This is a genomic window from Bifidobacterium sp. B4081 (assembly GCF_026537335.1).
Taxonomy (GTDB): domain Bacteria; phylum Actinomycetota; class Actinomycetes; order Actinomycetales; family Bifidobacteriaceae; genus Bombiscardovia.
This window is the reverse complement of sequence record NZ_JAFNMM010000001.1, coordinates 549,939-568,709: the sequence shown is the minus strand read 5'-3', so window position 1 is coordinate 568,709 and position 18,771 is coordinate 549,939. Positions and strand designations below refer to the sequence as shown.

General features: G+C 61.0%; 15 protein-coding genes and 1 pseudogene. 2 read left to right on the top strand and 14 right to left on the bottom strand.

Annotation, left to right across the window (positions count from 1 at the left end; translation table 11 throughout):
• Window positions 1-79 precede the first annotated feature (79 nt).
• Window positions 80-877 carry a type III pantothenate kinase gene (locus J3T92_RS02550; protein ID WP_267399571.1) on the top strand — a complete coding sequence of 266 codons (798 nt, stop codon included), beginning with the start codon at window positions 80-82 and terminating at the stop codon, window positions 875-877.
• On the opposite strand, the gene J3T92_RS02545 is transcribed toward J3T92_RS02550, so the two are convergent.
• From J3T92_RS02545 to J3T92_RS02490, 12 genes and pseudogenes are all read right to left on the bottom strand, one after another.
• The gene (locus J3T92_RS02545) at window positions 834-2,936 is read right to left on the bottom strand and encodes a beta-galactosidase (protein ID WP_267399570.1); all 2,103 of its coding nucleotides are present in this window, start codon (window positions 2,934-2,936) and stop codon (window positions 834-836) included. The two genes, J3T92_RS02550 and J3T92_RS02545, sit on opposite strands and share 44 nt — an antisense overlap.
• A gap of 110 nt (window positions 2,937-3,046) precedes the next feature.
• Entirely contained in the window at window positions 3,047-3,799 is a 753-nt protein-coding gene (locus tag J3T92_RS02540) for a pseudouridine synthase (protein WP_267399569.1), read from the bottom strand.
• A gap of 6 nt (window positions 3,800-3,805) precedes the next feature.
• The gene (gene glmS, locus J3T92_RS02535; protein WP_267399568.1) at window positions 3,806-5,698 is read right to left on the bottom strand and encodes a glutamine--fructose-6-phosphate transaminase (isomerizing); all 1,893 of its coding nucleotides are present in this window, start codon (window positions 5,696-5,698) and stop codon (window positions 3,806-3,808) included.
• An 87-nt stretch (window positions 5,699-5,785) separates the two neighbouring features.
• The gene (locus J3T92_RS02530) at window positions 5,786-6,586 is read right to left on the bottom strand and encodes an amino acid ABC transporter ATP-binding protein (RefSeq protein WP_267400232.1); all 801 of its coding nucleotides are present in this window, start codon (window positions 6,584-6,586) and stop codon (window positions 5,786-5,788) included.
• Between the two features lie 28 nt (window positions 6,587-6,614).
• The gene (locus J3T92_RS02525; RefSeq protein WP_267399566.1) at window positions 6,615-7,589 is read right to left on the bottom strand and encodes an amino acid ABC transporter permease; all 975 of its coding nucleotides are present in this window, start codon (window positions 7,587-7,589) and stop codon (window positions 6,615-6,617) included.
• Window positions 7,590-7,698: 109 nt separating this feature from the next.
• The gene (locus tag J3T92_RS02520; protein WP_267399565.1) at window positions 7,699-8,637 is read right to left on the bottom strand and encodes an ABC transporter substrate-binding protein; all 939 of its coding nucleotides are present in this window, start codon (window positions 8,635-8,637) and stop codon (window positions 7,699-7,701) included.
• Window positions 8,638-8,926: 289 nt separating this feature from the next.
• Window positions 8,927-9,403, bottom strand: a complete 477-nt coding sequence (gene smpB, locus J3T92_RS02515) for an SsrA-binding protein SmpB (RefSeq protein WP_267399564.1) — start codon at window positions 9,401-9,403, stop codon at window positions 8,927-8,929.
• A 93-nt stretch (window positions 9,404-9,496) separates the two neighbouring features.
• A complete protein-coding gene (locus tag J3T92_RS02510; protein ID WP_267399563.1) occupies window positions 9,497-10,885 on the bottom strand; it encodes a CHAP domain-containing protein in 1,389 nt (462 codons plus the stop codon).
• Between the two features lie 87 nt (window positions 10,886-10,972).
• Window positions 10,973-11,896 carry a permease-like cell division protein FtsX gene (ftsX, locus tag J3T92_RS02505; RefSeq protein WP_024626676.1) on the bottom strand — a complete coding sequence of 308 codons (924 nt, stop codon included), beginning with the start codon at window positions 11,894-11,896 and terminating at the stop codon, window positions 10,973-10,975.
• Between the two features lie 824 nt (window positions 11,897-12,720).
• Window positions 12,721-13,752 (bottom strand): annotated as a pseudogene (ftsE, locus tag J3T92_RS02500) (cell division ATP-binding protein FtsE); the annotation flags it as partial.
• 97 nt (window positions 13,753-13,849) lie between these two features.
• On the bottom strand, window positions 13,850-14,983 hold the full coding sequence (gene prfB, locus J3T92_RS02495) for a peptide chain release factor 2 (RefSeq protein WP_267399562.1): 1,134 nt from the start codon (window positions 14,981-14,983) through the stop codon (window positions 13,850-13,852).
• A 107-nt stretch (window positions 14,984-15,090) separates the two neighbouring features.
• On the bottom strand, window positions 15,091-15,222 hold the full coding sequence (locus tag J3T92_RS02490) for a hypothetical protein (RefSeq protein WP_267399561.1): 132 nt from the start codon (window positions 15,220-15,222) through the stop codon (window positions 15,091-15,093).
• A 146-nt stretch (window positions 15,223-15,368) separates the two neighbouring features.
• Here J3T92_RS02490 and dapD point away from each other — a divergent pair, with 146 nt between their 5' ends.
• A complete protein-coding gene (gene dapD / locus J3T92_RS02485) occupies window positions 15,369-16,328 on the top strand; it encodes a 2,3,4,5-tetrahydropyridine-2,6-dicarboxylate N-succinyltransferase (RefSeq protein ID WP_267399560.1) in 960 nt (319 codons plus the stop codon).
• A 19-nt stretch (window positions 16,329-16,347) separates the two neighbouring features.
• On the opposite strand, the gene J3T92_RS02480 is transcribed toward dapD, so the two are convergent.
• Window positions 16,348-17,637, bottom strand: a complete 1,290-nt coding sequence (locus J3T92_RS02480; protein WP_267399559.1) for a citrate synthase — start codon at window positions 17,635-17,637, stop codon at window positions 16,348-16,350.
• A 325-nt stretch (window positions 17,638-17,962) separates the two neighbouring features.
• Window positions 17,963-18,739 carry a type I methionyl aminopeptidase gene (gene map, locus J3T92_RS02475; RefSeq protein ID WP_267399558.1) on the bottom strand — a complete coding sequence of 259 codons (777 nt, stop codon included), beginning with the start codon at window positions 18,737-18,739 and terminating at the stop codon, window positions 17,963-17,965.
• Window positions 18,740-18,771 lie beyond the last annotated feature (32 nt).

Here is an 18,771-nt window from a genome sequence, read left to right as displayed (position 1 = left end):
AAGCCATTACACAGGCTTATGCGCTTAGGATGGATTCGGAAAGCGCCACGCGCCCGGACGACGGCAGGGAGGAAGAGACATGCTGCTGGCCATCGACATCGGCAACACCAACATCGAGGTCGGATTCATGGAGGGCGACCAGGTCGCCGCCTCCTACAGGCTGACCACAAGGATCGATCACACGGCCGATGAGTTCGGGCTTCTGCTAGGGCAGCTCATGGCCCTGGCAGGCTACAAGACTGCGGATGTGCAGGACGCCATCATCTCTTCAGTGGCCCCTGCGGTCATGCACGCCGTCAGGTCCTGCCTGATCCGCTTCTTTTCCATCGACCCCATGGTGGTGAGCCCTGGCGTGAAGACGGGCATGAACATCCGTCTGGACGACCCGCGCTCCCTGGGCGCCGACTGCCTGGCTGACTGCGTGGGCGCCTTCCACCGCTACGGAGGGCCTGTACTGGTTATCGACTTCGGCACGGCCACCACCTTCAACTATGTGGATGACAGGGGCGCCATTCGCTCAGGCCTGATCGTTCCGGGCATCCGCTCGGGAGCCCAGGCCCTTGCCGGCCAGACCGCCCAACTTCCCCAGGTGGAGATCACCCGCCCTCAGACCATCATGGCAACTGGTACCAGGACGGCCATGCAGGCCGGGCTCTATTACAACTTCCTCGGCGGCCTGGAGCGGATCATCCGCCAATACCGCAGCGAGATAGGCCGGGACTTCCACGTGGTGGCCACGGGTGGCATGGGCCGTACCTTCTCAGAAGACACCGATCTGATCGAGGTCTACGATCCCGAGTTGATCTTCGCCGGCATGTACAGGATTCACCAGCTCAATGCCGATGGCCGACCACACGCTGCACCAACGCGCCATTGACCTGCAGACTGGCCTGCTTGCCATCCCCGTCAATGCCGGCCAGTGAACCCACCAAGATCTGGCCCTCCAGCTGAACCTGCACTGGATGCCTGGTCCGGTTGAACAGAAAGACGAAGCGCGTCCGATCATCCTTGCTGACTCGCTCAACTCTCAACAGATCAGAGTCTGCATGGGCCGACCGCATATCAGCGACATCCAGGGCCTCCAACAGGGCAGGAAGAACCTTGGCCAGACCCTGGGCATCCAGACGGCAACCCAGGTAGGCGGCCTTGCCATGACCCCAATCATGGACGGTCATGGCCGGCATGCCATCCATCCCTGTCCAGGGATCCGCCCGGTAGTTAGCTAGGACCTCGGTGTCCTTGTCCAGGTGACCGATGACATCGGCCCAGTCGTGCGCCGTAACCCCGTCGGTCAGATCCAGATGGTCCAGCACACCAGGCGTGCCGGGAGCCATGGGTGCGAACTCCTCGACCGACAGACCCAGCAGGTCCCGAAGCGGCCCTGGATAGCCGCCGGTCCAGACGCGGTCCTGCTCGTCGGCGATGCCGCTGCCCCAGGTGACGATTAGCCGCCCTCCACCATGCACATACTTGTGCAGCCTCTTGGAAAGATCAGCGTCGATCAGGTAGAGGGCTGGCAGTACCACCAACGGATACTCCTCCCAGTCGGCCCTGACTGGCAGGACATCAGGTCGGATGGTGTTGTCAAGGAAGGCCCGGTACCAGACCGGCGGCTCCTGGCCATGCTCGACCCGGTCGCTGGGTGAGGCTGCGTGGGAGCTGGCCCACTGGCTTGCATAGTCGAATACCAGGGCCACCGGGGCCTTGGCCAGCATGGTACCAGCCAAACCAGCCTGCGAGAGGCCCTGCAGGTCCCCTCCCAGCTGGCAGACGTCGCGGAAGACTGCCGTGTCTTCACCTGCATGAGGCAGCATGGCCGAGTGGAACTTTTCCGCCCCAGCCCGAGACTGCCTCCACTGGAAGTAGCAGATGGCATCAGCCCCGAGTGCCAGGTGGGCCAGGGAGTCGAGCTCCAGCTGTCCGGGCTCCTTGCGGGGGTTGATCGGCCGCCAGTTGACCGCCGAAGTGGCCTGCTCCATAAGCCACCAGGGGCGCCTACGGGCGATGGCATCCACCAGGCTGGAGGAATAGGCCAACTCTTCCAGATGATCCCTGCCCGGCGTCACATAGTGGTCATTGGCCACAAAGTCCACCTGGTTGCCCCAGTCGTCGTAGTCCAGGGCGAATCCGCCGGCACTGACCATGAAGTTGGTGGTCAAAGGTATATCCGGGGTGATCTCAGCCAAGGTGTCACGCTCGGCCATGTAGAAATCCTTGAGGGCGTCAGAGCTGAACCGCTCAAAGTCCAGCATGCGGCCCGGATTCTGGAAATTCCCCTGGCCAATGAAACGCGGCGGCAGAATCTGCGAGAAATCGCTCAGCCTCTGTGACCAGAAATCCGTGCCCCAGGCGCGATTGACGGCCTCAATGTCCTTGTAACGGCGGCGGCACCAGCGCTGGAAGGCCCGCATAGCATCATCGGAATAGTCGAAGCGATTGTGGCAGCCATACTCATTGCCCACATGCCAGGCCACCAGATAGGGGTTGTCCCGGTAGTGCTCGGCCATGGCCCGGCAGAGTTTCAAGGCGTAGGAACGGAAGACCGGCGAGGTAGGCCGCCAATGCTGCCGGGCCCCGGGCCAAACCGTGTCGCCACGCTCGTCCCTGAGCAGAACCTCAGGATGGGCCTGAGTCAGCCAAAGCGGCGGCGAAGCCGTGGCCGAGGCCAGATTGACCCCGATGCCGGCCCGACCAAGCTTGTCAATGATCCGATCCAACCAATCGAAATCGAAAACCCCCTGGCTGGGCTCTATGCGCGACCAGGAGAAGACCGCCAAGGCCACCACGTTGACCCCTGCCTTGGTCATCAGCCTGATGTCCTCATCCCATGTATCCTCAGGCCACTGGTCGGGGTTGTAGTCGCAGCCGTACCAGAGGGACTGCTGACCCTTGAGATGCTTGGGCCATCGATAAGGCCGCCGTGTCGGTTTGCTCATGGGTAGAACCTCCTGGTCCGTCTCAAACCTCGGACGGGGATACCTGCCGCGTCCACGTCGTCCCGCGGCTCCGGGACCCCCTGACCATTATGTCCCACCAGGCTGACTGTTTAGTCCTCGCCTTGAGGATCCAAGGGGACTGAGGAGACAAAGGCACGCTTACCCCCGGTGAAGGGGTCGGTGAATTCCACGCCACGGGCCACCAATTGCAGTGGTCGGGAGAAGTCGTCATAGGCCCGGGTCTGGATTCGTGGGTACAGGTCGTCGCCCACTATGGGCAGACCCAGAGCGTTCATGTGCACACGTAGCTGGTGGGTCTTGCCGGTCTTTGGGTAGAGGGTGTAGGTGGCCAGACATCCATGGCCCGCTGTCAGCTCGACTCGAGTAACGGCATTGACCGGCCCGCGCTCTTCCCAGGCCTGGAGAACCCCTCGGCGTTTGATCACCCTGGAGCGGCGCTCTAGCGGGAAGACCCGGGGCGGATCCAGGTGTCGCACGGTGCCGGTCCGCGGGCGAGCTATGGGTCGTACCGGCGCCAGACACTGGTAGATCTTGCGCACGCGATGCTCCTGGAAGAGCATCTGATAGGACCGCCTGGCAGACGGATCTCGTACCAGAACCAGCACACCTGCTGTGGCCCTGTCCAGCCGGTGGGCAGGGATGATGTCGGGCTCCCCGTAGAGCCGACGCATCCGGATCAGCACGGTACTGGCATACCACATCCCTCTCGGCATAGTGGCCAGAAAATGGGGCTTGTCGACCACAATGATGCGTTGATCCTCGTATATGATTCTGGACTCGAAGGGAATCTGCGGCTCCTCCAGAACCATCCGGTGTCCCTGCTGCTCGGACCCGACAGCCATGGGACCCTATTCCACCGTGACCGACTTGGCCAGATTGCGGGGCTTGTCCACGTCCAGACCCTTGAGCCGTGCCATGTCCAGGGCGAACAGCTGCAGGGGAACCACATCAACCAGGGGGCTGAGCAGGGTCGGGCAGGGCGGCCGCCAAAAGACCACGTCAGCATAGCGGTCGGCATCCGGGTCGCCCTCCTCGGCCACGACGATGGTGAAGGCACCACGGGCCTTGACCTCCTCAATGGCCGAGATGACCTTGTCGTGCAGCACATTGCGACCCCGTGCACTGGGGACGATGACCACCACAGGCTCCCCCGGCTCCACCAGGGCGATGGGCCCGTGCTTGAGCTCACCAGCGGCGAACCCCTCGGTAAAGATGTAGGCGATCTCCTTGAGCTTGAGCGCCCCTTCCAGGGCCACCGGATAGCCCACATGCCGACCCAGGAAGAGGAAGGAGCGGGCCTTGGACATGCGCTGAGCCGTCTGGCTGATGACCTCGGCCTGCCCGTCCAGCACCTTCTGGATTTTGGCTGGCATGGCTTTGAGGCTGTCGATGGTCTGGTGGATTTCGTCTCGATACATGGTCCCCTTGACCTGGGCCAGGTACAGCCCCAGCAGGTAGGCCGCCACGATCTGAGCCAGGAAGGCCTTGGTGGAGGCCACAGCCACCTCGGGGCCGGCGTGGGTGTAGAGCACGGCATCAGACTCCCTGGGGATGGTGGACCCCTGGGTGTTACAGATGGCCAGTACCCTTGAACCCTGCTCCCGTGCATGCCGAAGCGCCATCAACGTGTCCATGGTCTCCCCTGATTGGGAAATGGCCACGACCAGGGTGCGTGGGGTCAGGATGGGATCACGGTAGCGGAACTCATGGGCCAGCTCGACCTCCACCGGAATACGAACCCAATGCTCGATGGCGTACTTGGCCACCAGCCCCGCGTAGGAGGCCGTCCCGCAGGCCACGACAATGATCTTGTCAATCTGGCGGAAAACCTCCTCGTCGATATGAACCTCGTCCAAATCCAGGTCGCCCGACTCGTCGTACCGGCCCAGCAGGGTGTTGGAGACCGCCGCAGGGTCCTCGTGGATCTCCTTGTCCATGAAGGAATCCCATCCGCCTTTTTCGGCGGCTGAGGCATCCCAGTCGATGGTGTAACGGCGCGGGTGCTCCACCGGATGCCCTTGGAAGTCGGTGACCTTGACCTGGTCCGCGCTGATGCAGACGGCCTGGTCCTGCCCCAGCTCCATGGCCTGGCGGGTATAGGCTACGAAGGCGGCCACATCGGAACCCAGGTAGTTCTCTCCGTCTCCCAGACCGACCACCAGCGGCGAATCGTGTCGGATACCCACTACCAGATCAGGTTGCCTCGAGTCCACTGCCAGGATGGTGAAAGCTCCCTTGAGCATGCGGGCCAGCCGCCTGATGGCCTCGAAGATATCGGGCTGGCCGGTGGCGTCGACGATCTCCTGGGCGATCTTGCCCAGGAGCTTGGCAGCCACTTCGGTATCCGTAGAGGACACAAAAGTGTATCCCTCGGTCTCCAGGTCCAGCCGCAGCCTGGAGGCGTTCTCGATGATCCCGTTGTGGATAAGCGCGACCTTGCCGTCACGGCTGATGTGGGGATGAGCGTTGACATCAGTGGGTTCTCCGTTGGTGGCCCAACGGGTGTGGCCGATGCCTACGGTGGCCTCGGGCATGGGCTTGGCCTTCAGATCGGTGACCAGATTGCCCAGGCGTCCTGCCTTCTTGCGTACGGCCACCCGCGTCATCACAGGGGCAGCCAGGGCCACTCCGGCCGAGTCATACCCTCGGTACTCCAAACGCTCCAAACCCTTGAGGCAGACCTCCAAGGGCCTGCCGCAGGCCGTCCGTACTGATCCCGCATAACCGACGATTCCACACATGGGCCCCAGTCTAACCTTGGGAGTTTCGCCGCTGCCCGCCCACGGGGCTTCTTGCCGGAATTTCTACAACCTGAACAGAGCCTGAGGCTAGAGCACAGTGTGCAGGAATTCGGCGAACCTCTCGGTGCGAGGATGGTCAATGATGTCAGGGCCTCCCTGTTCCACCACAACGCCTTGGTCCATGAAGACGATCTGCTCGGCCACCTCGCGGGCGAAGCCCATCTCGTGGGTGACCACCACCATGGTCATGCCCTGTTGGGCAACCTGCCGCATAACCCCCAGAACCTCCCCCACCAGCTCCGGATCCAGGGCTGAGGTGGGCTCATCGAAGAGCATGATGTCGGGGTGCATAGCCAGGGCTCGCGCAATGGCCACACGCTGCTGCTGACCACCGGAGAGCTGGGCAGGGTAGTAGTCCATCCTGTCCTCGAGCCCTACACGTTTCAGCTGGGCCTGAGCCTCCTGGCGGGCATCGGTCTTGGGAACCCGGCCCACATGAACCGGCGCCTCCATGACGTTCTCCAAGGCGGTCATGTGGGGGAAGAGGTTGAAACGCTGAAAGACCATGCCGATCTTGGAACGCTGCTTGGCAATGGCCTTGTCATCCAAGGTCTGCAGCACAGGGCCCTTACCCGTATCGATCTTCCGGTATCCAGTCAGCTCGCCATCCACATAGATCTCGCCGGCTGTGCGGGTCTCCAGCTGGTTGATCAGCCGCAACAGCGTTGACTTGCCCGAACCGGAAGGCCCCAGGACGGCCGTTACCGTGCCGGGCATGACCTCTAAGTTGATTCCCTGCAGCACATGCTGATCGCCGAATACCTTGTGCACATTCCTGATGACGATGGCCGGATCCTTGCCGCCTTGACCGTCTTTCTTGGTCTGCATATCCTCGTCCATGATTCTCCTCCTGCGCTCAGGCGTTCAGCCCGGCCATCATGACCTTGTTGACCTTGTCGGTCTCCTGACGAGTCTGAGGATCCTCGCCATCCTTGCCGTCCTTGGCCCCCGACCCGGCTAGCGGCCGCGAGTCGAAGCCCTTGCCGTAGTGCTTCTCCAGCTGGGCCTGGATAACCATCAGAACAGAGGTGATGACCAGGTACCAGATGCAGGCCACAATCAGCAGCGGGATGGTCTTGTAGATGCGGTTGGCGATGGCGTTGGTGGCGAACTGGAGCTCCAGGGTGAAGGGCACGGCAAGAGCCAGGGATGTGGTCTTGAGCATGCCGATGGTTTCATTGCCGGTAGGCGGCACGATGATGCGCATGGCCTGAGGCAGGACGATCCGCCTCATGATCATGGCGGGCGGCATGCCCAGAGCCTTGGCGGCCTCCTCCTGACCAGGATCTACGGCCTCGATGCCGGCACGGACGATTTCGGAAAGGTAGGCAGCCTCGTTCAGTCCCAGGCCCAGAACCGTGGCCACGGTGGCGTTGAGCACGGTCTTGGTGTCGACGCTCCAGAACTCGGGCCCGAAGGGAATGCCGATGGCCAGCTTGGGAATCAGCACGGAAAGCAGACCCCAGAAGACCAGCTGGGTATATACAGGAGTGCCACGGAAGAACCAGATGAAGAACCAGCTGACCCAGCGCAGGACCGGATTGGACGACTTGCGCATCACTGCCAGGATGATGGCCAGAATTGTGGCCAGAACCATGGCGTAGACAGTCAGCAGAAGAGTCCACTTGATGCCATCCAGGACATGCTCGTTGAAGAGGTACTTCCAGACCGTAGGCCAATCAAAGTTGGGATTGGTCACCATGCCGTGGATCAGCATGGCCACGAAAATGGCCACGATGACGGCAGCCACAATCGGCCCCGGCTTGCGCACCGGTCTGGCCTCTATTCTGCCGGGGATCTGAATCTGGTCCGTCCCCTTCTTGGTATGCATCTCCTGCTTCCTTCCGCACCGCTGAACTTATTCAGGCCTAGCCTATCCAGCCAGGCCAACCGCTAGGCGCAGAACGGTTGTTGAACCGACCCGCGCCTGGAGGCTTGCCTCAGTCAGAGACCGCAGGGTTGATCTCCGCCTTCTCAACAGCACCGCTCTGAACGCCCCAGTTCTTGAGGATCTTGGCATAGGTGCCATCGTCGATCAACTTCTGAAGAGCCGCCTGGGTGGCCTCGGCCATGCCGCTGCCCTTCTTGAGGGCAGCACCTTGCAGGACGATGTCGGTATCCTTGCCCAGCTTCTCCAACTGGCCGTCGGTCTGTTTAATGGCATACCCGGTCACCTGGGAGTCGGCGTAGAAGACGTCGATCTTGCCGTTGACCACTGCCGTGGCGGCATCGGTCTGCTGCTTGTAGGACTGCACATCAACCGGCTTCTTGCCCTTGGCCTTGCACTCTGCCGAGATCTTGTCAGCAGCCTGTTGCTCTTCGATAGTGCCCGTCTGCACACCGACCTTGACGCCGCAGATGTCGTCAGGATTGATCTTGGAGGGGTTGCCCTTCTTGACGGCAAAGGCCGTGCCCGCCTTGAAGGTGGTGACGAAGTCGACCGACTGCATCCGCTCCTTGGTGATGGTGAAGCTGGAGATACCCGCGTCGTACTTGCTGCCGATGGCGGGGATGATGGTATCGAAGGAGGCACTGACCATCTCCCCCTTGAGCCCCATCACCTTGGCAATGGCGTTCGACAAGTCCACGTCATAGCCAATCGGTGTCTTTCCGTCCTCATTCATGAATTCACCCGGAGCATACGAGGTCTCCATGCCCACGGTCAACTTGCCGTCCTTGGAAACCGACTCAGGCACCTTGGCCGCGATGGCCGGATCCTTCTTGATGCCACTGACGTCAAAAGCCGCAGGATGGGAACTTGTTGTGGCCTTACCCGACGCACTGTTGTTGTCCGCCTCGTCGGTGGTTCCGCAGGCCCCGATGGAGGCCAGCAGGGCGACACTCAGAGCCGCCGTCAGCATCGCCTTGATCTTGCCCATGTCTTCTCCTCTTCCGGACCGCCCCGAGGCGATCCTCCGTATCCCTTGATTGACATGCACTATTATGCACATATTTGTATTTTTATGCATCCAACTGACTGATGATCATCAATCATGGTTTGCTCTTCAGGGCGTATTTTGGCTTTACTACAAGCTTCAGAAGCTTATAGAACACCGCCGGACGCCTTAGCTCCGGGCGTGTCGACCTGCATAGTGCAAGGCAATATCAGTAGTCAGTCGTCCCTATCCAAGAATTATCCGAGAATCGGAAAGCACATCAGCACGTGTTTCAGCCCCGACGGTTCCGATAGCGCATGGCCCTTTGGGCCTCACGACGGTCCTGCTCCTCACGCAGGGACTGGCGCTTGTCATACTCACGCTTGCCCCTTGCCACGGCGATCTCCACCTTGACTCTGCCATCCTTGAAATACAGACTCAGGGGGACAATGGTGTAGCCCTTGGCCTGAATCTGCCGCTCCAGGCGAATGATCTGCTTGGCATGCAGAAGCAGCTTGCGCTTGCGCTTGGGGGCATGGTTGTTCCAGGTGCCGTTGAGATATTCGGGGATATTCGCGTTCTCGAGCCAGACCTCGTGCCGAGGGTCGATGCTGACGAATGACTCAGCCAGGGAGGCCCGCCCTTCGCGCAAGGACTTGACCTCAGTCCCGGTCAGGGCGATGCCGGCCTCATACCGATCCTCGATCTGGTAGTCATGCCGGGCCCTGCGATTCTGGGCAATCATCGACGTGCCAGTCTCCTTAGCCATGATGTCCTCCTCCGGACCATGCCGATCATGTCGCCTGGTAGGCCGGACGGCTAGGAGTGGCGTCCCAGGTGGCGGACCTGGTCCGCTTCGATGTCAGTAATGAATGTACTGGTAGTTGCCAGCCCCGTAAACCGTCTCATAGGCAGGGAATGAGGCAAATCCAGTGCCTCCTTCGGAGATGAGCACAGACCCGTCTCCATTGACCCGCTCGACCACGGCCACATGGCCATAGGTCCAGTCGGCGTTCCAGTAACCGACCCGCTGACCACGGGCGAAGACCATGGCGGCTCCGACGTGCGGAGTGTTGTTGACCAGGTAGCCCAGACCACGTGCAGTATTGGCCCATTCAGCTCCGTTACCCATATAGGATCCCACAGGCAGGGACAGCTGCGAGCGCCGGATGTAAGCCCAGAGCGTGCACTGACGGGCGGGGTAAGCACTGCCGCCCACCGAATTGCCGGTAGGATGGCCGTAGCAGAACCCAGAGCCCTCAGGACAGCTGCCAGGTACCCCGTAATTCATACCGGAGGCACCTCCACCACCTCCGTTGCTCGGCGGAGACGGGCGCGGAGCCGGCGATGGTGCAGGGCCGCCACCGCCGACCTGCTGGGCGCCACCGGCATGGGGATCGGCCCCGCCGCCGGCATTGCCCGTGTTGAGGGAATCGATCATAGACTCGGTGGCCACGATATCAGCGGCCTCACGGGCTGACTGAGTGGTCAGGGCAGCCTTCTGCCCCTCCAGCTGCTTGCGTGCTGCGGTTCCCTGGTCGCGCAAGGCCTGCAGACTGTCCTGCTTGGCCTGCGCCGCAGCTGCCGCCTGCTGTGCCGCTGCCTGCTGCTGGTCGGCCTTGGCCTTCAAGGTGCTGATCTGCTCCTCAATGGCCTCGAGACGCTGCTTGCGATTCATGGACGAATTGAGGGTGTTGGCGGCATCATTGGCCGTATTGGCCTCGGATCGGGTCACGGCTGCATCGGACTGCATCTTGTCCACAAAATCCTTGGTGCTGGAGGACTTGGTCACCACGTCCATGACCTGGGAAACCTCAGAGCCGTGGAAACTCTTTCTCGCCATCTGCGCTACACCGGCCTTGGCGTCGTCATAGTCGATGCCGGTCTGACGGATCTTAGCCTCCAGGTCGGCACGATCCTTGCGGGCCGCCTGCAGTCGGTCGTTGGTGGCTTGAACCAGACTGTCGGCCTGCTCGGCCTGCTGCTGAGCTTCGACTGCACTCTGCTGAGCTGCCGGGATCTGGTTGGCAGTCAGATCGCTGAGACTGAGAATCTGGTTGGCCAGCTCGCTGTTGACACCCGCCAGCTTGCTCTTCAGAGCCTCATGGCTCTGTACCTTCTGCTGATAGCTACTCCAATCGGCCCGGGCCGGTGCGGGGGCCACTGTCAACCCCAGGATCCCACCGCCGAGCATCATGGCCAACGACCCCACCAGGCCGCAGATGGCTTCCAAGTGTTTCGTACGATTCATGGTCAAGTCCTCACTATCACTTATCCATGCTAGTCATCATTATGGCAGAGCTCGTACCCATAAGATCGATCGGCCCGTCGCCGCGGATCAGGTCCTCAGATACCGCCGCAGGGAGATGGAAGAGGCCAATGCGGACAAGAGCATGGCCCCCAGGATCAGCGCCGGTGCCATCAGCAGGACCGTGGACTGATCCACGTAGGGCATCCACTGGACCGTACGGGCCAGCCAGTCCGTGATGAAGAGCTTGACGATGGCGCTCAGAGCGCCGACAGCCAGAAGAGATCCCAGCAAGGATGCCACCACGCCCTCCAGGATGAAGGGCAGTCGTATTGTCCAGTTGGAGGCTCCTACCAGTCTCATGATCTCGGTCTCGTTGCGACGCGAGGCGGCACTCATCCTGATGGTGGTGCCAGTCAGCAGGATGGCCACGATCACCATGACGACGGCCAGAACCAGGGTGACTGCCGTAGCCCTGTTGAGGATCTTGAAGACCGGGTCGAATATCTGGCGCTGGTCGGACACCTCCTCCACGCCGTCACGTCCTGACAGCACCTCGGAGACCACCTGATACTTGGTGGGATCCTTGAGTTTGAGACGCAGGGAGGCCTGCATGTCCGCTGCGGTCATGGTCCTTCCCTCGTATGTGCCGTTGGGGTACTGCTTGAGGAAGGTGTTCTTGAAGAAGTCCTCCCGGCTCTGGTAGGTGATTTTTGCCACAGAGTCGCGCAGCTCGGTATTGATGGTGTTCTCCAGCTTGACGATCTCGTCGTTCGTGGGCGCCTTGCCGGTCGCGCAGGATGCCGCCTGGCTGGCGCCGTCCGGGCACAGCCAGACCACCACCTCCACTTGGTCGTACCAGTCCCCCTTGGCCTTGCTGATCTGCGCCTGCATAAGGCCCGATGCGCCGATGAAGAGGAAGGAGATGAAAGTGACCAGCATGACCGAGAGGATCATGGACCCGTTGCGCCGCAGGTTGTCCCAGGTGCTGGAAAGGATGAACCGCAGTCTCATCGTGCCGCCTTCTTCTTGTCATGATGCTCATCCCGAGCCTTTGCGTCGCTCTTTTGTTGGGACTTCCTGGCCGCCTTGGGGGCTTCAGGGGGAGCGGGCGGGGCCGGCGGGGCCCCCATGGACTCAGCATCGTAAGGCTCGACATCATGATCGATTTCGCTGGTCGAGTCCTTTTTACTGATCTTGCTCTTGCTGGAGACTTGCTTTGAGGATTGCGCGTCGTCCTGCTTCATTTGGGCCGTAGCCTGACCGGATTTGCCGGTCGGTTCCGCCGAGCTGGAAACATCGGGCCGCGGAGGCTGATCGGGCTTCTTGAACTGTTGTTCACGATCAGCAGCCTCAGCGGAGGTTTCCTTCAACGGTTGGCGGTCCTTGACCTTGTCATTTTGCTTGGATCCCCTCTGATCACGGTCATGATTGTGATCATCATGCGCAAGACCCTTGCGGTCGCTATTTGGTTTCCTACCCTGCTCATGACTGCTCGAATCCTCGGGCCGCCGATCCTGGGACCTGCTTTCTGGGGTCGACTTGGGCCGAACAGTATCCGAACCACGAGCGGACTTCCGAGATTTCCGGGAGGCTGCAGGTTCTGCTGGTTCTGCCTGGGGACGATCCCCGGATTCGGCCCGATCGGTTCCTGCCTTGCCCTGGTCTTGGTCACTGGAACCTTCATGCGACTGACCGGGTGAATCCTGGCCGCCCTGGGACACCGGCACAGGTCTGCGGAATCGTTCGTCAGGGTCAGAGTCGGTCTTCCCCTCGGACTGCCCCGCAGAGGCGCCTTCATGCTGACTGGAATCTTCCTGCGCAGACTCAAGGCTGCCCAGGCCCTTTCCCCAGGTCAGGGTGTCCTCCACCGAGGTGAAGACCTGCCCATAACGTCCTGTTCTCCCCGAATGCATGGACTTGGCCAGCCGTGCGATTCCCTCGTCGCCATACTGGCCCTGGTCGACGGCCTGTGCCGCCGCCTGGACCACCTGCTTGGCTCCCTTGGTTCCATCCACGATGGGCTCGGTAGCCGGGCTATTCCCATCCTGGACGACAACCTGCACCGGACGGCGCCCTCCAACTCCAACCTCACGAGCACGATCCAGGGCATCGCCGTCAGCGGGATCCCCGATGGCATGATGAGCGCGCGCCGCAACCTCGGCATCGGGGAAGAAGCGCGAAGAATCGTAGGAGCCGTGGGCCTCGTCGCGCATGATCCGGCCCGTATGCAGCTCCACCACCCGCTTGCGCATGGAGTTGACGATCTCCTCGTTGTGGGTGGCCATGACCACGGTGGTGCCGGTCCTGTTGATGGCGTCCAGAACCTCCATAATGCCCAGGGAGGTTGTGGGATCAAGATTGCCGGTGGGCTCGTCAGCCAGTAGGATTTCCGGATTATTGACGTAGGCGCGGGCCAAAGCCACCCTTTGAGCTTCGCCGCCGGAAAGCTCATGGGGGTAGTTTTGCTCCTTGCCCGTCAGCCCCACAGTCTTGAGTACCTGAGGAACCAGGGTTTTGATGGTGGACCGACGAGCGCCGATGACTTCCAGCGTGAAGGCCACGTTCTGCCATACGGTCTTGTTATTGAGCAGCTTGTAATCCTGGAACACAAAGCCAATGGAGCGCCGATATCCGGGAATTTCACGATTGCGCAGACGTCGCAGGTCGTTGCCGGCCACGCGAATCTCCCCCTCGGTGGCCTCCTCCTCACGCAGAAGCAGGCGGAGCAGGGTGGTCTTGCCCGACCCGCTGGCGCCCACAAGGAAGACAAAATCCCCACGATCGACATCCAGGCTGATGTCATCCAAGGCGGGACGGGACCCCTTGGGGTAGATCTTGGTCACGTCCTTGAGCGAAATCAACGCCATTGACTCTCCGTTCCTCGGTATTCCCCTACAGAGGCTATCAACAAGACCGACACTACACACTCATGAAACACCGACCCGGATGAGGCCGAGCACAGGTTTATTTGCTGGCTTCCTCCTCACGGGCCTGAACCCGCTGCTGATGCCGCCAACGGATACCGGCCTCTATGAAGGCATCGATATTGCCGTCGAAAACGCCCTGGGTATCCGAGGTCTCGTATCCTGTACGCAGATCCTTGACCATCTGGTAGGGATGCAGCACATATGAGCGCATCTGATCCCCCCAGCTGGCCTTGATGTCGCCGGCCAGCTCCTTCTTCTTCTTGGCCTCCTCTTCGTGCCGCAGAACCAGTAGGCGGGACTGCAAAACGGCCATAGCAGCCGCACGGTTCTGGATCTGGCTGCGCTCATCCTGCATGGTGACCACGATGTTGGTCGGCAAATGGGTGATACGCACGGCCGAATAGGTGGTATTGACACCCTGACCGCCGGGACCGGAGGAGCAGTAGGTGTCCACTCGGATATCCGAGTCGGGGATGTCGATGTGGTCAGTGGGTTCCACCAGAGGGATGACCTCGACAGCGGCGAAAGAAGTCTGCCGCCTGCCCTGGTTGTCAAAGGGCGAAATCCTCACCAGACGGTGAGTGCCGCCCTCCACAGACAGCCGACCGTAAGCATAGGGGGCATCCACCTGGAAGGTGGCCGACTTGATGCCGGCCTCCTCTGCATAGGAGGTGTCCATGACCTTGGTGGAGAAGCCGTGCCGCTCAGCCCACCTTATATACATGCGCAGGAGCATCTGGGCCCAGTCGGCCGCGTCCACCCCACCGGCACCAGAACGAATGGTGACCACGGCGGCGCGCTCGTCGTACTCCCCGTCCAGCAGGGTCTGGATCTCCATGTCAGCCAGGTCGGACCTCAACGAGTCGATCTCCTTGCGGGCCTCCACCAGGGTGTCCTGGTCATGCTCCTCCTGGCCCAACTCCTCCAGAGCCTGGACATCCTCCAGCCGGGAGGATGCGGACTCCAGATGCTTGAGCTGGGATTGCAGGGCTGAGAGCCTGCTGGTCACCTTCTGAGCATTCTCCTGATCATCCCAGAGTCCGGGCGCACTGGCCTGACGCTCCAGATCCGCAATCCGCGAGCGCAAACCCTCCGGGTCCAGCGCCTTGGAAATCATCTCGTACTTGGCCTTGGCCTGCTCCAATGCTTGAGCAAAATCCATCTCTGCCATACCGTCTCACCGCTTTCCAGACCGGCTCCATACGAGTCGGCCGCCGTCTTCATTGCCATTTGCCTGTGCCTGTGACGGCCGGATTCACGCCGACCGGACGGATCGGGTCAAAGGCCGCTGAAAATGGCGGGGATGATAAGACTGGCCAGCAAAGCCACGGCAATGACCAGGCAGACCGCCCTGGCTGTATTGCGGCGCCGACGCTCCCGGCGCTCACGCTCATGACTGTAGGCACTCATAGTTGATAATTTTACCTATCGGCTGCGACCTGGCTGGCGACCACCCAGAGCCGACTGTCGGACGGACCGTCTGTGTTTGAGCGTCGAGCGGTTTATCCTGTAAGACAACCTATGTCAATATGACTGCACAGCCAGAAGGAGGAACGATGAGCACAGCACGCACCGCATGGGGTTGGGGCCTGGCCAGCCAGGATGAGCAGGGCCGGACCTTGGATGTCTGGTACCCCAAGGCCGAGATCTCGACACCGCCGACCCCGGCGAACCGTCCCAACCACGACTTTGGCGACCAAGTCAACAACCAGCCCGACGCCCGCGGCATCCGAAAGGTTCCGGTCTTCACTGTGGCCGATTTGGATGGTCCAATAACCAATGCAGCCGATGCCTATCTGCGGCTTCATCTGCTCAGCATGCGCCTGACCCCTCCCAACAGCATGAACCTGGACGGGATCTTCGAACAGCTCAACACAGTGGTCTGGACCAACTATGGACCCTTCGCCGTGGAGGATTTCGCCATGCGCAGGTCAGCGGTCATGGCTGCAGCCAGCCGGTCCATGCCGGGCATCCCGGTGACACAGATAACGGTGCTGAGCGTGGACAAGTTCCCCCGCATGGTGGATTACGTGGTTCCCGATGGGGTCCGCATCGGCAACGCCGACCGGATTCGGCTCGGCGCCCACCTGGCTCCGGGAACGACGGTCATGCATGAGGGCTTCGTCAACTTCAACGCTGGAACTCTGGGCCACTCCATGGTCGAAGGCCGGATCTCCCAGGGAGTCGTAGTCGGCGACGGTTCAGACATCGGTGGCGGAGCCTCCATCATGGGCACCCTGTCCGGCGGAGGCCGCCACCGGGTCTCCATTGGTCAGCACTCCTTGCTGGGGGCCAACGCCGGCATCGGCATCTCCCTAGGCGACGACTGCGTGGTTGAAGCCGGACTCTATGTCACCGCCGGTACCAAGATCGGCCTGGGCGACCAGGAGGTCAAGGGGGCGGAACTCAGCGGAAGGGATCATCTGCTCTTCATCCGCGACTCCCGCACGGGCCAAGTCAGAGCCCTGCCCCGCAAGAAGGGGATCGAGCTGAACGAGCGGCTGCACGCCAACTGAGCCCAGGCGGACATAGGACTCAGCGCTCTCCTATAGGCAGGTAGTCACGTGGTCCCTGACCGGTATAGACCTGCCTGGGTCGACCTATTTTCGTGTCGGGATCGTCCAGCATCTCCCAGTACTGGGCGATCCATCCGGGGATGCGACCCAAGGCGAAGAGCGTGGTGAACATCTCCGGGTCGAAGCCGATGGCGCGGTAGATAAGCCCGGTGTAAAAATCCACATTGGGATAGAGGTGCCGCTCGACGAAGTAGTCGTCATGCAGGGCCAGGTCCTCAAGCTCCAAGGCCACGTCGAAGAGTTCTGCATCCTCAGCATTCCTATCCTGGTCGGGCTCGTCCATGAGCTTGTATAGCCACTGCTTGGCTATTGCCGCGCGCGGGTCATAGGACTTATAGACCCGGTGGCCCAGACCTGCAATTTTCCGCCCCTCGCTCTTGGCCTGGTCCACATAGCCTCGCACACCCAGACCGGAATCCCGTATGCTCTTCAGCTGGCGCAGCACAGCCTCGTTGGCGCCGCCGTGCAGGGGGCCTGAAAGTGTATTGATGCCGGCAGCCACTGCCGAATACAGATTGGCCCTGGCCGATCCGGCAATCCTGACCACAGAGGTGGAGCAGTTCTGCTCATGGTCGGCATGGATAATCAGAAGCTTGTCGAGGGCCTGCACCTTGAGAGAATCGGCATGATAAGGCTGGTAAGGCATGGCGAAGCTCATTCTCAGGAAGTCCTCCACATAGCCCCAGTTCCTGTCCGGGTAGAGCAGGGGCTGGTCGCGACGACGACGGTGGATCAGGGAGACGATAGTACGCACCTTAGCCATGATGATGGCGCTGGCCTCATCCAACTGCTCGGGATCGTCTACGTCACAAGTGTCCGGATGAAAGCCAGCAAGAGCGTTGACCGCCGCAGCCAGCACACTCATGGGATGAGCCTGGCGAGGGAAGGACGAGAGCAGATGACGGAAGTCCTCCCCTACGACCGTGTGACCCAGAACATGGCTGCGGAACCGCTTGTACTGCTCGGCATCAGGCAGTTCGCCATGGGACAGCAGCCAGGCCACTTCGAGGAAATTGGACTGGGCGCACAAGTCCTCTATGGCATAGCCCCTGTAGCGCAGTATGGACCGCTTGCCGTCAATGAAGGTTATTCCTGAAACGCATTGAGCCGTGGTCTGGAAGCCGGGATCGAGCGTGACCCAGCCGTCATTGCGCAGGGAGGAGACCAGAATGCCGTCGGGCCCCTCGGTGGCGCGAACCAATGGCAGATCAACCTGGTCGGAACCGATGGACAACCGTGCTGTAGACACCACGCACCTCCTGTCAATCAACCAGTGAGGTGCCAATGAGAGTCGACGGCCATGCCAGATCTGGCTACCGGCACCTGTACCGGCGTGGAATTGCCGATATGCTAACAGAAACAATCACGACTTCGATTACCGGCTTGTAACCGCAAGCAGGAATCCGTCCGTCCCTGGCCACGACCTGCGAGCCTAAGGCAGGGCCGTCTGCCTTCCCGCACCAGCCTGCAAGTAACAATTCCAAGGAAGAAAGGACGGCATCAGACAAGGGACCGAGGAACATCCACATTGTGGACATTCCTCGGCCCCTTATATAGTCCTGACAGCCCTCGAATCAGTCCCTGGTCGTCAGAATGACAGGTCCCTGCTCGGTGATGGCAATGGTGTGCTCGCTGTGGGCACCGCGCGATCCATCTGCAGAACGCAGGGTCCATCCATCCTTGGGATCCTGATAAATCTGATCGGTGGTCGCCAGGAACCAAGGCTCAATGGCGATGACCAGACCGGGGCGCAGCTTGTAACCGTGATGAGGAGTGCCATCGTTGGGCACATGGGGATCGCCATGCATGATCCGCCCTACCCCGTGGCCGCCGAACTCCAGGTTGACGCTGTATCCGTTTTCGTGGGCAACCTGACCGACCGCAGCGGAGATGTCACCCAGGCGGTTGCCAGGCTGAGCCTGGGCGATGCCCGCTTTCAAAGCCTCTTCAGTGGTCCGAATCAGCCGCAGATCCTCTGGATCGGCATGCTCGCCCACCACGAAGCTAATGGCTGAGTCGCCCACCCATCCGTCCACGTTGATGGCCAGATCCAGGGAAAGCAGGTCGCCGTCCTTAAGGTTGTAGTCATAAGGCACCCCATGCAGAACGGCATCGTTGACGGATAGGCAGATGTAGTGGGCGAAGGGTCCAGTACCGAAATCAGGCGCATAATCCACGTAACAGGAGGTGGCTCCCTTGCGGGAGTTGATCCTGTCCTTGACGTAGTCGTCCAGCTCCAGGAGGTTGACCCCAGGTTTGCTCATGGCCTTGAGCTCCTTGAGGATGCTGCCGACTAACCTACCCGCCGGCTTCATCTGTTCGATCTCCTGCTTGGTTTTGAGCTCGATCATCCTCTGCGTCCTTTCATGATTGGTGCCCGCAG